This window comes from Mangrovibacterium lignilyticum, from assembly GCF_010882175.1.
In the GTDB taxonomy this organism is placed as follows: Bacteria; Bacteroidota; Bacteroidia; order Bacteroidales; family Prolixibacteraceae; genus Mangrovibacterium; species Mangrovibacterium lignilyticum.
In genome coordinates this window covers 1,549,605-1,565,698 of sequence record NZ_WKLH01000001.1, presented here as the reverse complement: position 1 = coordinate 1,565,698, position 16,094 = coordinate 1,549,605, and the positions used below count along the sequence as shown (strand labels likewise).

Annotated in this window: 16 protein-coding genes and 1 tRNA gene; 10 read left to right on the top strand and 7 right to left on the bottom strand. The window is 36.6% G+C overall.

Translation table 11 applies throughout. The annotated features are described in order from the left end of the window. Positions 1 to 159 precede the first annotated feature (159 nt). From GJV22_RS06315 to GJV22_RS06300, 4 genes are all read left to right on the top strand, one after another. The gene (locus GJV22_RS06315; protein ID WP_163710288.1) at positions 160 to 924 is read left to right on the top strand and encodes a hypothetical protein; all 765 of its coding nucleotides are present in this window, start codon (positions 160 to 162) and stop codon (positions 922 to 924) included. Positions 925 to 1,110: 186 nt separating this feature from the next. Beyond that, positions 1,111 to 1,184 (top strand) — tRNA-Asn (locus tag GJV22_RS06310). Between the two features lie 273 nt (positions 1,185 to 1,457). Then, on the top strand, positions 1,458 to 2,717 hold the full coding sequence (locus GJV22_RS06305; RefSeq protein ID WP_163710285.1) for a site-specific integrase: 1,260 nt from the start codon (positions 1,458 to 1,460) through the stop codon (positions 2,715 to 2,717). Between the two features lie 182 nt (positions 2,718 to 2,899). Beyond that, positions 2,900 to 3,190 (top strand): helix-turn-helix domain-containing protein, encoded by a 291-nt coding sequence (locus GJV22_RS06300; RefSeq protein WP_163710281.1) that lies wholly within the window; start codon positions 2,900 to 2,902, stop codon positions 3,188 to 3,190. 457 nt (positions 3,191 to 3,647) lie between these two features. Here GJV22_RS06300 and GJV22_RS06295 read toward each other — a convergent pair whose 3' ends face one another. Next, positions 3,648 to 4,208: a hypothetical protein gene (locus GJV22_RS06295; RefSeq protein WP_163710278.1), complete on the bottom strand. Its 561-nt coding sequence runs from the start codon at positions 4,206 to 4,208 to the stop codon at positions 3,648 to 3,650. A 192-nt stretch (positions 4,209 to 4,400) separates the two neighbouring features. Between GJV22_RS06295 and GJV22_RS06290 the strand changes: the two genes are divergently transcribed. The 6 genes from GJV22_RS06290 to GJV22_RS06265 all read left to right on the top strand — a co-directional run bounded on the left by GJV22_RS06290 (position 4,401) and on the right by GJV22_RS06265 (position 9,409). Continuing rightward, positions 4,401 to 5,504 carry a hypothetical protein gene (locus GJV22_RS06290; RefSeq protein WP_163710276.1) on the top strand — a complete coding sequence of 368 codons (1,104 nt, stop codon included), beginning with the start codon at positions 4,401 to 4,403 and terminating at the stop codon, positions 5,502 to 5,504. 98 nt (positions 5,505 to 5,602) lie between these two features. Next, a complete protein-coding gene (locus GJV22_RS06285; RefSeq protein ID WP_163710274.1) occupies positions 5,603 to 6,409 on the top strand; it encodes a radical SAM family protein in 807 nt (268 codons plus the stop codon). A 210-nt stretch (positions 6,410 to 6,619) separates the two neighbouring features. Continuing rightward, entirely contained in the window at positions 6,620 to 7,201 is a 582-nt protein-coding gene (locus GJV22_RS06280; protein ID WP_163710271.1) for a hypothetical protein, read from the top strand. 53 nt (positions 7,202 to 7,254) lie between these two features. After that, complete coding sequence (locus tag GJV22_RS06275; protein WP_163710266.1) at positions 7,255 to 7,911, top strand: hypothetical protein; 657 nt, start codon at positions 7,255 to 7,257, stop codon at positions 7,909 to 7,911. Between the two features lie 181 nt (positions 7,912 to 8,092). After that, positions 8,093 to 8,959: a DUF6291 domain-containing protein gene (locus GJV22_RS06270; protein ID WP_163710263.1), complete on the top strand. Its 867-nt coding sequence runs from the start codon at positions 8,093 to 8,095 to the stop codon at positions 8,957 to 8,959. A gap of 105 nt (positions 8,960 to 9,064) precedes the next feature. After that, positions 9,065 to 9,409, top strand: coding sequence for a DUF3024 domain-containing protein (locus tag GJV22_RS06265; RefSeq protein ID WP_163710259.1), 345 nt, complete (start codon positions 9,065 to 9,067; stop codon positions 9,407 to 9,409). Between the two features lie 4 nt (positions 9,410 to 9,413). On the opposite strand, the gene GJV22_RS06260 is transcribed toward GJV22_RS06265, so the two are convergent. From GJV22_RS06260 to GJV22_RS06235, 6 genes are all read right to left on the bottom strand, one after another. Continuing rightward, positions 9,414 to 9,701, bottom strand: coding sequence for a hypothetical protein (locus GJV22_RS06260; protein ID WP_163710256.1), 288 nt, complete (start codon positions 9,699 to 9,701; stop codon positions 9,414 to 9,416). A gap of 26 nt (positions 9,702 to 9,727) precedes the next feature. Then, positions 9,728 to 10,195, bottom strand: coding sequence for a hypothetical protein (locus GJV22_RS06255; RefSeq protein ID WP_163710253.1), 468 nt, complete (start codon positions 10,193 to 10,195; stop codon positions 9,728 to 9,730). A gap of 209 nt (positions 10,196 to 10,404) precedes the next feature. Further along, the gene (locus GJV22_RS06250) at positions 10,405 to 11,007 is read right to left on the bottom strand and encodes a recombinase family protein (protein WP_163710250.1); all 603 of its coding nucleotides are present in this window, start codon (positions 11,005 to 11,007) and stop codon (positions 10,405 to 10,407) included. 205 nt (positions 11,008 to 11,212) lie between these two features. After that, positions 11,213 to 13,261, bottom strand: coding sequence for a hypothetical protein (locus tag GJV22_RS06245; protein ID WP_163710247.1), 2,049 nt, complete (start codon positions 13,259 to 13,261; stop codon positions 11,213 to 11,215). A gap of 68 nt (positions 13,262 to 13,329) precedes the next feature. Beyond that, entirely contained in the window at positions 13,330 to 13,815 is a 486-nt protein-coding gene (locus tag GJV22_RS06240; protein ID WP_163710244.1) for a 3'-5' exonuclease, read from the bottom strand. Then, positions 13,796 to 16,090: a DUF262 domain-containing protein gene (locus GJV22_RS06235; protein ID WP_163710241.1), complete on the bottom strand. Its 2,295-nt coding sequence runs from the start codon at positions 16,088 to 16,090 to the stop codon at positions 13,796 to 13,798. Before GJV22_RS06235 ends, GJV22_RS06240 begins: the two co-directional genes overlap by 20 nt. Between the last annotated feature and the right edge of the window lie 4 nt (positions 16,091 to 16,094).

The window sequence follows — 16,094 nt, the reverse complement described above, 5'->3', positions numbered from 1 at the left end:
GTTGCCAAAAATGAATGTAAATCAGATCTTAATATCCGCCATTGGCACGGTTTTTCCCCTTCAATGTGTTTGCTAATTCCTCCTAAGTTCAGTGGTTGCTTCTTTAACTTTTTACACCTCAAAATCGTATTTTTCTATAGAACCAAAAATCAGGAAGCAATGAAAAAGTACTATTATTTAGTTGCTACTCCGGAATCCTTGATTGTTTCTCATCTGGCGCCCGGAGATTTTGGGAATTACCTGGCGGTAGGAACCAAAAAGCAAATAAGGGGACAAGCTATCTTTTTTGAAATTGATCCGGATAAAGCCATGGTGCATCAGGATTACGTGGATCTGAAGATGAAGCCTTATGAGGACGGTCAGCCCAAACGCTCCGTTTTCTTGTCTATTTACCGGGTATTCGAAAAGACACCATTAAATGCACTTCGAAGTTTGTACCTGGTGACCGACGATGGTCGTGTTTTGGAAATTCAGGCGCACGATTACATTGCCAACAAAACAGACCCGATTCATTTATACCAGCAGTTGGTTCCCAATACAACCAGAGTGGCCAGTAAGTTGGATCCTGTTAAGTTTATCCAATTCCTAACCGATATTTCCAAGCCTGTTTCAGCTCCCAAGGTTTTTATTTGCGATTTGTTATTGAATGAGCTGGTGAATAACCCCTATGCTCCCATCCATAATTTACCGTATCCAAACCCGGATCATTTACGCGACTGTTTGATTAAATTGAAAGAGTCACCGGGAAGACAAACAAAAACGGTGTTGCGCTATATGAAGGGAGATATTTCGTACCGGACAATAAAAACGGGTTTTTATGTCGGCGATCAAAAGCATTATTTATTCTATCCATTCCCTTCAATGACTGATTTGGAAGGAAAATATTATTTGTGGTGGAGATCGGCATTAACACGCCATTTTTAGTGGGGTGTGATAATTTGTTAGAAGTCTGAGGGATAGCTGAGCTTTATTTGGCTGTCTCTCTGTAGCGCCCGAAGTTTCTTCGTTTTTGAGATGATTTTTTTTTGAAAAAAGTTTTTTGTTTTCAAAAATGCTCTTATTTTTGCATCGCTTTTGAAAGACAAAGCGCCTGCAAAAACAGGTGAAAATTCCCTAGTAGCTCAGTTGGTTAGAGCGGCGGACTGTTAATCCGTAGGTCGTAGGTTCAAGTCCTACCTGGGGAGCTGAAAAGAACAACAAAATTTTTGAAAGAGCTTGAAATCGATGATTTTCAGGCTCTTTTTGTTTTTAGCCAACCCGAAATTTTCGAAAATACTCGAAATAAAAGGTGTTAAAATCGAGACCTATTTGTGAAAACTGCGGAATAGGTCTCGCTGGCGAGGTTAGATTGTTGATATATAGTTCATTGTATTGCTTCTTTTTACCTCTTTTTGCACCTCGAAAACCGCTCGAATTAGGATACATTTTTTCATCAATTAAAATTAAAAATTGAAAAAATGGAGAAAGTAAATTATGCTGTTAGTTTTCAGCTCAAAAAAAACAAATCCAGAAAGAGCGGAGAAGCACCTGTTTATTTAAGAATCACTGTGGATGGTGAGCGATTTGAGACAGCAACTAATAAGTTCGTATCTGAAAAACAGTGGGATTCTAGGCTTCAACAAGTAAAAGGGAGAAGTGAAGAAGCTCAAATAACCAATAAATCCCTGGAGGAACTTAAAAACCAGATTAATAGATACCATAACCAATTTGTGGCTAGTGGTAAGAATTACTCGATAGACGATTTTAAAGTAAAACTTAAATCAGGCAAGTCTGATGTGTTTACATTAGTTCAGGTTTTTCAGGAGAGTAATAAGTTGGTAGAACAGTCACTCGGGCATAAGTATTCGCAATCAACATACAACCAATATGTGACCACACTTGATCGATTGAAGTCTTTTTTAAAGAAACATTACAAATCAAATGATTTCGAGTTAGCTAAGCTTGACATCAGTTTTATAAGTCGTTTTGAAAATTTTTTGTTGACTGAATACGGTCTTTCCGAGAACACAGTTGCGAAATATCTTAAGCAATTGAAAAAGGTGTTACACTACGCTCAGAAACTTAGATATATTCGGTTTGACCCATTCTTTGGGTATCAAACATCTTACAAAGAAGTGGATCGTGGTTATTTGACGTTGGGAGAATTGAAAACGATTGAGACAAAAACGTTTCGGATAAAAAGGCTTGGAGAAGTTCGAGATGTCTTTGTTTTTGTGTGTTATACTGGTCTTTCATATTCTGATCTAAAACATTTAACTCGTGACAATTTGGCTGTTGATATAAATGGTCGAATTTGTTTGCGTTACGAGCGTCAAAAAACGGGGGTGAGGGCTACTGTTCCATTGCTAAGTCAGGCGAAAGCAATAATCGACAAATACGCAGAAGATCCAGAATGCATTGCTGATGAAAAACTACTTCCAATTCGAAGTAACCAGAAACTGAATTCGTACTTGGGAGAGATTGCAGAACTATGTGAAATCAATAAGCATATTACTATGCACTTGGGGCGTCACACATTTGCGACCACAGTGACGTTGCAGAATGGTGTATCGATTGAGTCGGTTAAACAAATGTTGGCACATAAAAATTTGAGTACTACTCAGATTTATGCAAGAACTACTGATACTAAGGTGATTGATGATATGAGTAAACTTGAAAAAAGGTTGCAGGGTGGAGACGAAGGACAAAATGATGAAAGAGTAAGGAAAATTATGTAGCAAAATTTCGTTTTCTCGATTTTTTTCGTTAATATTTTGAAAAGTCGCAAATGACTTGAGTTCATTAAAATAAATTATTAACCTGTCTTAAGGTAGTGCTGGCCTAAAATCACCAGGCCTGTCGTTTCTAATATTCATTACCGACACCTTTTCTCCTTTTGACATTAATTCATGGAAGAATTATGTCCAAAATTAAAGTAAAGGATGAAGAGGCAGTCCAATTAATAGCCGAAAGAGTTTATAAAAGAATTGAGTCAGAATTTGAGTCAAGAACGCCAAAGCAGTGGCTAAGGTCTAGTGATGTCTGTTCAATGTTAGGTATTTCACCTGCAACATTACAGCAGATTAGAATTAATGGTGATATACCATCAACACATTTATCAAGTGGTACTTGGTTGTATCCTTATGAGGGAGTTGTTAGAGCATTAGATGCTAGAACTAATTGGGGGAAAGGAGGTCCGCGTGGCAATTAATCAGGATTACGCTTACCTTATTCAACACTTGGAAAAGAAAATTCAAGAGCAGAACAAACGTTTGGATCTATTAGAGCAGCAACTTAGTAATCAGAATTCAGATTGGGACAATGCTACTTTGATGCGAAATTGGGGAGTAAGTAAGAGAACCACTAAGAACTATCGGGATAAGGGGTTGGAATATTATCGTTTAGGAGGTAATGGACCAATCTTCTATTCCTTTCAGGCAAGGGAGGAATTCAAGCGAAGTTTCAAAGTCGGACGAAGGAGTTGAGAACTTCATAGAATTTAGAGGACGCTCTTGTTTTTGATTGAATATAGAGATTCAACTCAAGTTGGCTATTAATCGTCTATTTAAAGGTGAAGTGTCGAACGATTTATGGATAAGTTAGTGATTTTGATAGCTCGCAAGGTAGATTCTGTGATTTTCATTGAATACACTGGATCGTTGAGGTATTTACCACTTGCGAAGTTTAAGTTTCTCTTTTAGTTCATATTCATTGTCCATGTAATATTCGTGTATCGATATTTCACCTTTTTCATATGCTTCGTCTTTGCGAAACTTCCAATAATAATTGTAGTATCCAGGGCTTAAATTGATTTCAACAATGTGTTTGTTGTGAGTCAGCCTATGATGAATCGAGTCAACGAAAAATGTGGTTGTGCCTACTTTTGCCCTAAAGAAGGGGATATTCACCTGCTCACCCACACGAGGAATGACGCAGAGATGGTTAACTGTTAATTCTGCATACTGTTCGAAGTAATGCATGCTGAAAGTGTACTCCACTTTATGAACGGATAAGTCAAGGTGGTTCTTTTCATGTTCTAGCAAATCTTCGTATATGAGGTGAAGGTAGGTTCTTATTTTTGTGTATGGCAATCCAGTGGTTTGCTCAATTTCTTTTAAACTAATCGGCAAATAACCATCCTCCTTAAAGTAATCGAAGCCAAGTAGCTGCTGTAGAAAGTAATCGTATCTTTTCCCTTTCCCAAGCAGTTGACGGGCGAAGGACCTCATGTTCTTCAGGTCGAAAATTATCTGTTTTGATGAGTATTTGAATTCCATAATAAAGAACCGAGTATATTATCGTCTATGGATTTCAGAGATAAAAGTTGCTTCGGCAATAATTATTGATTTTGGTGCCAGAGACAATAATCAGTTTCGAGATTTTTTGTTAGTATTATCGCTTCAATTTGATTCAACCTAACAATGAATATCCATATCACCTGCACCCCTGAATTCTCGACAGACAAGCTTAGAGAAGTTGTTGAGTTGCTAGCTAAGATTCCAGGCGAAATGAGCTTTCACTATCTGGAACCATTCACGGTTGAACAGTCATTAATAATCAATGATAAGTTCGCCAACATTAATACACTTCAAAGTCTGGAATTTGAAGTGTTCTTTAGGTATTTGTCCGCTGTTAGGTTGCTGAACAGGATTGCTCAAGAAGACTTTTTAATTGTAATTACCTCTATTCAGAACTGTGAAGAATGGTTCAGTGCGTTTAATAAAAAGGACGTCTTCGTACATGGTGTAGAATGGGACCTGATTTCAAATGTTGACGCAAAATTTGGTATCGCACACCAATGCGTTGAGAACATATTCCAGTCATTGATTAAACTGGATATCGACAACTATGAAACAGAGCCAAATATTCACATGAAATCGATTGGATGTATCAATGATTTTTGTGATGAGAAATCAGAGATATTAATCAAGCTTAAATCGGCCGATATCTGTGATTCTTGTTACAACAGAGCATTAAAGGAAGGTGTTAGTGATAATGTGATTGCCCACATACTTGAGATTACAGAGCATATCAGGAAGGAATTCATTACTTCCAAGCGAATAAGGCGCAAGCATCAATCTGATGTTATCAGAATCGATTCAGATGGTAATGTTATCATCGGTGAACGACAGGTAGACATGACGGAACTTCCCAAGACACTATATATCTTTTTCCTAAAGAATCCAGACGGTATATCGAGGATTGACTTGTGTCGTAGAGTTGAAGAAGTAAAGCAGATTTACAAGGTTTTAAAACGAGACAAGTTTGATTCTGAATCAATATCTGAATCAATAACCAGAATGTGTTGTTCTAAGACCAAGGAAGGTATTAAAATTGAAAAATTTCAATCGACTCTAGACAAGAATAAGTCAATGGTGAAGAGTGCTTTAAAGACTGAATTGGGGGAAATCCTGAGCAGTCTTTATGCCATCAACAGAGTCTCGCTTGAAGACAAAACTTCGGTTTTTAAAATCAATATCTCACCCGATAATGTCCAGATAGACCCATCTTTCCTAGAAGAATAAGTTTCATGTAATATTACATGGAGTTTGCGTAATGTTACAGTAGTTTCACTATCAGTCAATTAGTGAAATATTTGTGTCATAATTAAAAATCAAAAGTTATGGTACAAAGTAAAACAAATGGAGCTACGGTCTCCAAAATCACGAAACCAGCATTCGGTACAAAAGAATGGGCAGTTAAGAACGTAAATTGCATTTCAGGTTGCGAAAATGACTGCAAGTATTGCTATGCAAAATCAATGGCAATACGTTTTAATCGGAAGACTTCAGAGACTTGGAAAATAGAAGAAGTCAATTCCAGCAAACTCCCCAAAAATTTCAAAAAGATTGATGGAAGAATCATGTTTCCATCAAGCCATGACATTACCCCACAAAGTTTAGATATCTGTCTTGAAACCCTTCGAAAGCTTTTAATTGCGGGTAACGAGGTTCTAATAGTAACCAAACCCCGTTTGGAAGTTGTGAAGTCGTTATCCCACGAACTAGAATGCTTTAAAGAGCAAATCATGTTTCGATTTACTATTGGTTCCAGCGATAGCGATATACTTAAATTCTGGGAACCTAACGCCCCATCATTCGAAGAACGCTTAGCTTCATTGATGTACGCCAATATCATTGGATTCAAAACCAGCCTATCTATTGAGCCGTGTCTTGACCTGAATCCTGAGTATGTTATTGATAGGTGTACCAACTATATAACAGGAGATATCTGGGTAGGATTGCCAAATATGTTAAGGCAACGACTAAGCAGCAATGGTGGGAACGATTATGACACTCAGTGCAAGGCAAACCAATTGATGGCGGGGCAGTCGATAGAGTGGGTAAATAAACTTGTCAATCAATATAAGGATTGCTCGAAGATTAAATGGAAAGACAGTATCCAAAAGGTAATTAAATCACAAGCATAAGGATGGTCGATAATTCAGGGTTTCGGAATACCCTTGTAGGGGTTTAATAATCCAAAATCAAGCAGCATTGCAAAGAACACCCCAAAAATATCCTGCGACCATAAAAGAACTAACGGCCGTGTAATATTACATGGTATCCGTGGGATATCGCATTTCTTTTATTATCAATCTTTTATGTGGAGTTTTGTAAAGTAAATAAAAACCAAAAATATGAATCAAATTATTAAAAACGGAGCTATAGTCTCCAAAATCAAAAATCAAGTAATTGAAGGGCAAAACCAAGTAATCAGTAATAAGCCATCTGGTTATAATGCGGTATTGCAAAATCGTTTTAAAAACGAGATAATGATTTTTGTATTGAATAACAGTGCTGGTTATGAAAATGCAACATTCATCAACAGGCTACAGGACCTGAAGAATCTAAAATGGGTCTGCGTTAATCCTAGTGATGAGCCTGATGCTCTTAAAAACGTCCCACAACGTTACCAGGATAAAAAGAAATTTGAAAGTAGATTTCTAGATATCTATTTTGAAAGAAAGAACCAGGAAGGTGACCATCTTCTAATTGGATGCTATGGGGAAGGTAAGAATGGCCCCAAATACTATATCGGTTTTTATCTGAAGACTCAAAAGATTGAAGACGGTTTTTTCTACTATTCCATTCACACGTTTAGCCGCAAATACAAACGTATTTCTCACTTGAAGAATATCGTAGCTGGGGTCGAAATATCAAGAAACGAATTCGGTATCAAAAACAGATTTGACTGGAGCGATGCTGGCATTTTGTATTGATTCATTCGACGTAGAGAATAGTAGAATATAAACCAATTTAAAATTTTGAAATCATGATAACCAACACGATGAATATTGAAGAAATTTCAGAAGAGTTGTTCAAAGACCTTAGAAATGTTGAAGGTTTTGTTGATAAAGCTTTACCAAAGATGAGAAGGGCTGCACTTAGAAATAGAAGCAAACGCTACTACCAAGCCTTTGAGTTTAGAACAAAACAATATAACAATTGGTTAGTGGGCATCGATTATTTGAAAAGAGACCCTTCTTGGGTAATGTTTTGCTACTACCTTGACAGAAATCGATTTAATGCAGTTATGGTATCCATCGCCCCCATTCTCCTAATAACTCATTATTTTGGTCACTTTTTAGAAAGATACAACGAACGTTTTCTTAGTAGCAAACTAAAATTGAAACTCGATATTTTGAAAGAGTACATGCTGAGAAATACTATTATAAGTTTCGATTTTCCCTATAATGATAATCGGTTTTTAGGATATACTACAGATGGAGTTATATTGGGATATCAGGAGTCAAATTCAAATTGGTTTAACTGCAAAACATTTATTACAAGAGAAATGCTGTTTGAAAGCCAGAATGAATCTATCGGTCGTGCTGCATTGGTTTTTGAGCGTTTTTGGGATGAAGTTCATAATAAGACAGTTATTCCAGAATACTATTCCCCATGTACCAATGTGGTTAAAGCCTCCTGAATGGTTATTTGAAAATAAATCAGGTAGAATTATATAATTTTACGAGGGAGCCTCTTGGTTTTGTAAAATAAATTATGTATATTTTATTTACAACCAAGTGCAGAAACGGTTTATAAGATACTTTTAAGGCCTCCTACTGAACTGCTGCACCAGGGAAGTTTGGAGGCACTTTATTTTTAATATGGAAGCAAATGATATTGAAAGAAAAAGCTTCATGTTCTACTTTAGTTGGAAAGAACAGATTGAATTGTTAAATGATGCTGAGCTAAGAAGGTTTATTAATAACCTGATAAACTACCATACTGGTGACGATATCCAGCTTGAAACTATACCTGATAAACTAGTTTGGAATAGTGTTAAAATAGCGTTGGAAGAAAATCACAGAAAGTATGTTGAGAAGGTTCGTAAGAACCAGGAAAATGGGAAACTTGGGGGTAGACCTAAAAAAGATAAGGAACCAATGAATCCTGATGGTTATAAAAAAAACCATATGGTTTTAAATGATAACCCAGAAAACCCGATAAGAGATAATAGTAAAGAGATAAGTGATAAGAGAAAAGAGGAAATAGTTAAAAGTGAAGAGGAAAAGGATAATAGTGAAAAGATAATTGAGAATAGAAAAGAAGATAAGGATAAAAGTAAAGTTGGAAATAAAATTAATCGTGAAACTATATTTAAGAATAATAGATTGAATTTAGATATTATATTGGATATAGATGAATCACTATTCAAAAGATACAATCCAACAGAATTTGGAAGAGATATTATTACTCATGATGAACTTGATATTTTTATTCAAAATATTTTTGAATTGAAAAATAAATCTAACCATTTTGTTTTCAATGAATTGAATACTATTTATAAGCAAGTACATAGAAAGATTGCATACACTATAAATTATGATGTTATCAATATGATTCTCAATGATGTATATCAAGATATTCCAAATGAATATGTAACAGAAAACAATATTAATTTATTCCAACTACTAGAAAATCTTGATTCTTTTATTAATACAATCAAGAACTTCAACCTGGATAAAGTTTAGTAATTTTCTACATTCGATTGAAAAAATGTTAATGGCCAGTAATGTATTCTGGCCATTCTATTTAGATAGATTTGGTTTGCTACCTTTAAACAAATTCTTATCCAAATGACAGAAGGGAAAACTATAGATTTTACTGAAGCTCAAATAAAGCAGTTTGTTGAATCCAAACGACCACCTGTTGAAATAAGGAATAAAGTTGATATCGGTTACACATACAATAATAATGTGCTTGAAATCTTCGAAATGCGGCCACGGTGGAACAACCCAAGTGAATTCATTCAGTCACCGATAGCTAAAGCAAGGTATGTAAAATCAAAAGAGCTTTGGAAGCTTTATTGGAAACGTGCAAGTGGCAAATGGGAAGCATATGATACTGAAACCGATATTAAAGGTGCAGACCAAATGTTAAAGGTTATAGGTGAAGATAAATATGGATGCTTTTGGGGCTAAAGATTTACCTGTTGTCCCATTTCGTTCCTTGCCAGCCAGTAATTATTCCTTTTGCTTCACAGCGAGTGCAGGACCAATGAATTTCATCGGTATCGAAAACCATTATTGGAATGATTAAGCCTTCGCAATTTTTTTCGATGCATCTGATTGTAGGTGCTGCATCATAATCTTCAAGAGATGCATCATCAACAAGTAAAGCAAAAAAATTGGCAAGTTCTCTGGCTTCTTTGGGCATGGTAACTGGAATATTGCCCTGTTCATCAAGAAAATGTTGGAAGTTTGTAATGTACATGTACTACGTTTGTAAAGCAAGCAAATTTAGTAATTGAAGACAGACCAGTTACTGTAGAATTTGGTGTAGTCCCTTAGTTTATTCAACCAAAGTCCCATAAACATCCCTTCACCACCGATATTAAAAGTTTCATGCAGCCCTCGTTCGGTCAAGATTAGTCTCAAGACTATTTTTCCGTCTAAATAATTGTCAGTTGATAAGCGGGATAGTAGCTCTTCTTTCTGTATTACGGCACAATCAGTTTGATTAGTTTTAGCGTTAGCAAAGCTAAAGATAATTACATCTACATTGGATAGGGTGAATTCAAATCTGCCAATGCCGTCAATGAACAGGTCGGTAGGTGGATTATCCTGTGGTCCAACAGACAATGAAGATACAACCTGTACCAACTTTTTGTTACACTCTAGCAAACCGTTATCAACAGCAAGGAATTTAAGGTTTTCAGGAAACTTTAGTCTCTTTGCTCTAATGCGTTTGTATTGTTGATTATCCATCTTTTAAGCGTTTTATAATGTACCATTAGTACATTTTTTGTCGGGTTGTACAGATATATAATTTATACTTTCATAACTGCCTAGCAGTGAGTAAAACACAGTGATCCTGATGCTTGTGTGTAATTATTCTAAATCAGAATTCAATTGTAACTGTGCTGGATATTGACTTCCGTTCTAAATGGAAGCAATTTTACTGTAAATCTGGAAAATCAATCAACATCAGCGAAATCCCTTACCTTTTTAATCGTTTTTGGTGAGCATCCTAACAATTTCTCTATCTCACTATATCTTAGACCTCTTTTAAGGTATTTAAGTATCTCTTGATTCTTGGGTTTTTCAATGAACTTCTTCTTTGATTCAAGGGTTCCTTCGGGCCTGCCTAGTTTGCCTCCGTTCTGGACAAAAACAGCTCTTCCGACCATCGTCCTCTCCTTAATATTTTCAAGTTCAAGCTCGTAGAGGGAGGACATCGTGGCGCCAATAAGCTTCCAAATTGGATTTCTCTTCCCATTTGGTCTAGACTGTATACCTAAATTCCGCACCACTACGTTTACTTCTTTCTCATCAAACCATTCGAGGTTATTTATGACGTCACCTGTATTTCGGCCCAACCGACTAAGCTCTTCAACGACTAACTCTCTTACTTTTCCGTCTTCGACTAATTTGACGAGTTCTTTAGCTTTAGGTCGCTCTTTGAAGTTTACGGTTCCAGAGACTTTATCCAACATTACCATGTCGTATTTGTCATTGTCGGCAGTGAATCTATTTCCAGTCTGATTCAAGGTTGAAACTCTGTTGTATTTTATTCTCATTTTAGTTCCTTTTTAATCACACATTAAAATTACACTAAAACAATAGCAAAAGCCAGATTTTCAACCAGAAACAGAACAAATATTTACTTCCCTTTTATTCTTGATTAAAAATGCCTTCAAAACTCTTGCGGACAACCATTAAAATCCTCATGACATAAAATAGCAAAACGAAAAAAGGATTATCACCAATAAAGAATTTTAGTGGTTAGTTGTTAGTGTCTTGATTTAGTGAAATTGAGTTTTCGGGGTAGCTGCATGAAGGAATAGAGTTCTTGAATCTTTCAATCTCTTTTTTCAAATGCTTTCTGTAAAACAAATAGTCCCCGTTTTCGATCAAGTCAATTTTGCCAGACATAGTGTTATTGGCAATAGCACGGATTTCCTCCTGCTTCAACATGCGATTATCACTCAACGAGTCAGCCAAGCTCAATAAAAATCTTTTCTCTTTTTGCAAAGCAGTTTGGGCAAGTTGCTTTGCTTCTTCTATGGCCAACCTTATTTCCATCTCTACTTCTTCAAATTTATGGTAGGATTCGTTTTCTCCACTCACGGGAATGCTGTATGAAATCGGAAGGCTCCCGAAACCGCTGGATTTGTACATCCTTGAAAGGAACTCTGTTGCTTTCCGAATATCACTGGTTGCTCCAGATGTGAGGTGTTCATCACCAAAGACCAATTCTTCGGCAACTAGTCCACCAAGCATCATTGCCACCCTGGGTACAAGTTCTTTTTTTGAAATATACTTCCATGGAAAATTTGTATAAACGAACCCTAAGTTATTTGCATCTGTTGTGACCGAATAGATTACGTCTGGCAGAGTATTCATAAGAACAATTGCAAGCACGGCATGTCCACTTTCATGTACGGCAGTAATTGCTTGCATGTCGTCCTTCCTGCTACATCTTACTTCCTCAAGTGTAGCTGTTATCTTTGCACTTAGTGCTGATTCGATTTTTCCAGCTTTCAAATAACTACAATGCAGTTTCTTATCTTTTGCAGTAAACTTCAAACAATCAACATCCAGTGATTTCAAATATATTTCAGCGAAGAATGTACTAAGCTTGCTTTTCAGAACTTGGTGAATTGAAGTATAAATCGGCCTTACACCCTGAGTTGGATAAACTCCTTCGCTATAAATGATTTCGTTTATTGTAAAATCAAATAAAACCTCAAGTGCAAATTTCTTACTCAACATTTGAGCATATTTCTCCAATTCATTTTGAATAATCTTCTGATAGGATACTTTGCTCAATGCAGGATAGATGATATGTATATTGCCCAACCTCGCAATTTGCTCATTGCGGAATCTACTCTGAAGTGCATTCTTAATTATGGGGACAGTTATCTTCTTTGAAGATTTATTGAATTCATCAGCGTCAATATCCGCACTAAAATTACCACTCATCGTGTATGCTTCATCTAGATTTCCGAGAACAAAAATCAACGCATGCGTAAAGCTTTTAGTTGAAGGGCGTTTGCCAATTTTCAGTACTTTGTTCAAGAAAAATATTGTATCGTTAGCTGAGAAGGACAAAAGTAAGTTCTTGACATCTTGCTTTAAATGCAGTCCGAGTTGAGGCCCTGCGAAATCTAGAATCAAATTGTATTCATTCTCGGGGAAAAACAAGACCTCTTTGCCCTCTTCGCATGTCACCTTCATCTCATTGCAATACAACTCAATGTTATTTACAACGACTCCTTTATGTACTTCTACACCTGCTTTGCTCAGATGCAGCATCCTGTGAAGCAAAGTCTCAAAAGCCCAAAGACCTCTTTTCCACTCAATATATTGAATTTTTCCAGAGTCGATTAACTCCCAGATCAGGCGATTCTTATCATTTTCAACCTCTTGCTTTTGCGGGCCAAAAATTGTACGACTATGTTGAATTTCGTCCAGAGCAATGATGACAGGGGAGGTATCACTATTTTCGCACAACTCATCAAGAGAATCTCTAAATGAAAAACTACCTTCCTTTTCCCCAAGATCGAACCGATAGAATGAATCCTCAAAATCGATTAGTTCAACAAGTCGTTTGACTAGAGATGTCTTTCCAACGCCTGTTAATCCCCACAAATTAATGATTACTGGTTTTTCCTGGAGGTCTGGCATGAAATACCATGTACTTACATTGTCAATCACTTCATCAATTACCTGATCTATTCCGATGAATTCGTTCTTCAGTGTAAGTCTGGCGTTTTCGAGTATTTGTTTCTTAGAAACAAAGCTTTCTTTGATACTACTATTTGCTCCCATAATGAAAATGATTTCTGATTATGGGAGCAAATGTATTTTCACACATCGCCAAAGTATGTCGTAGTCTGCTACCTTCTCAAAAAAAGCTCGGCACAAGCTCTGGCATCGGAAAGGGCTTCATGGTGATTCAACTTGATTCCATGAACAGCACAACATTCGTTTAGCTTACCCGAAGGGTACTTGTTGCTTGCTTTACAGAGTTTCATCGTGCATTCCCAGCGACTCGCAATATCTAGTTCAGCATAACTCAACCCGAAGTCTGCCATCGTTTTCATTAACGCACTTCGGTCAAAAGACTCATTATGTGCTACTACAACTTTGCCAGATAAACGCTGCTTGATTTCAGGATACACCTGAACAAAAGTAGGCGCATAACGTGTATCCTTCTCGGTAATACCATGCACTTGGATATTGTGCCAATTATACTTGTTTTCTGGAGGCTGAATCAGGGAATAATATTCATCTGTAATCATTCCGTTTTCGACAGTAACAATACCAACAGCACAAACATGGTGGTCCTTGGCAGTTTCAAAGTCAATTGCAACAAAGTTCATAACTGTATATATAATCGATTATTTGGTCTATTTCTTTCCTATTTTCCTCCAAACTGGAGATTGTTCTTAAATCGTCTTTACGCTCAATTCCGCAGAATGGAGTGTCTATTATGCTGTTTTTCTGCCAATGGATATCGTCAGTATAACGTACGTAGCTTTCACCTCCTCTACCGTTCTTAACTGCAAAACCACACATTGAGTTTTGCAGGCTAAAGGAAGTTTCTTTGATAAGTAGATTCCGTTTCATATCTATGTAGGCGGCAACACCTGTATCATTACCATCGTAGTATGCCAATACTTCATTTTCTTTGACAGCCCTAAACACTTTTAACGTAAGCCATGCCTTAATATATCTCTCAACGGAATAGTTATTCTCATCTAAGCTTAAAAGGTTCCATTCATTCAGTTTTTCAATGATATAGGTTTCACTGTATTTTTCGAGATTTCGGGAAGAACATAGCTCTTTAAATTTCGCATTATTGAAATGTTCCCTATTCTTAATTTTAGAAAAAAGAACACCTTCTATCTCCCAGGAAACTCTTGAAATGTGTCCGACCTTACTACAGCCTGAGAATAGTCTGAATAACCGAAACAAATTTGAAAGTTTTCGCTTACTAATATCTTCTCCATTATACTGGTTTCTTAATAGATCGATAGTATTGGTGTAATTTCTGTAATAGTCTTCCAAACGCAGTATTTCATCAATATCAGACCTGTCGGCAACGTCGTCGACTTCAAATAGTAAAGACAAATCTCCCATGAAATCCTGGTGATCCTCCCATGCTTCAACTTTTACTCGATGCCCTGATTCAATTAACCGTTCTTTCCTTTTGGCTTCGTGGTTGTACCACCTAGAAATATTACTCCTCACGTTGGGTATTTTCTTAAGATCCTCTGTGCCTTTCTCGTATTTAAGAACTGAATCAGAATCTTCACTTTTCCCTATAATTTCAAGAATATGTCTCCAATCTACATAGTTTTGATTTCTATCTTCCCATTCGTTGCCATCGTAGTAATTTTTTCGTAGCCTACGAAAGAAATACCAGTGATCTTGATCCTCTTCAGGAAATCGAACCATAAATTCGAACATTGGAACGATAATGTCTTGAGCTTGGTTCGAACTAAAATTTCTCAACGAGTTTGGTTTAGTTCTTTCAAAATTTAGGACCTTACGGAAATTTTCAACCTTAATATAGCTATTCAAGATAGTGTACTGTTCAAAATATTTGTCAACTTCTTTTATTGATCTCGCTTTTTCCCAGTCAGATTCACTTATGACAGAGAATTCGGAATTTTCGTCTTCATTTTTTCTGACAGGTCTTTCTTTGAATAGCTTTTGAGGTTTTAGATTTTCCTTTTTCCCTTGTGACCAGTCGCTTTCTTGTCTTAACTTAATTTGCCAATACCAAATCAAAAATTGATTTAATCCTGCGTCAGCTTCATGTTCTCCATCAAGCCGATTTAACCAGAACCATTTCTCCCATTTTTCCCAAATATCGCTCGCTTCCTTTTGTTGATTTTCTTCTTCGACTGCATTTACAAGTATGGGTTTTAAATTCTCGGTTGGTGTCAAAGGCTCTCCTGTCGTGTTTATTACTACGAACATTTCTTCGCCATGCTGACGATTGACCATATCGAAATAAAAGAATTTGATTCTTTCAAGAAGGAAATTCGCCAAGTCCCGATGGTTCGTAATGTTTCTTATAATATCCTCCATCAGAGCTAAAGCGTTGAGCATACTCTGAATAGTCGGGTCCTGGTTGTAATCTGCAAAGTACCACTTTGCATTTTTTATAGCTTCAACTTCAATTAACTCAGAATTAAAAAAGAACTCATAGACTAAGTCACTTAAGAAATAAAGGGTGCTTTCTCTGATAGCATACTGTAAGTGCGGCTCTCTATCGTCTGTTCTCTCAAAATCAGACATCAGAAAGTTCTGTATGCTTTTGCCTTCTTCGTTGTCTACGTATCGATACAACATCCCCAGAAAGAGATATAATGTGGTGATGCGTTGTTGTCCATCACAGAGATGAATATGGTCTACTGGATTTTCATAAGCATATATCATCCCCAGTTGATGGTCCCTATTACGATCGCTCTTAAATAGATCAATCAAGTTTGATAGAAAACCTGACACCAGTTCTGTTTTGTTTGCCCCGTGATTTTGGTCACCCCAACAGTAATCTCGCTGCAAATCGGGAATGATTACTCTACGTTCACCACCAAAAAGGTCTGTCAAACTATATTGTTTTCCGCTTTCTAATTTAGCTTTCATCGTT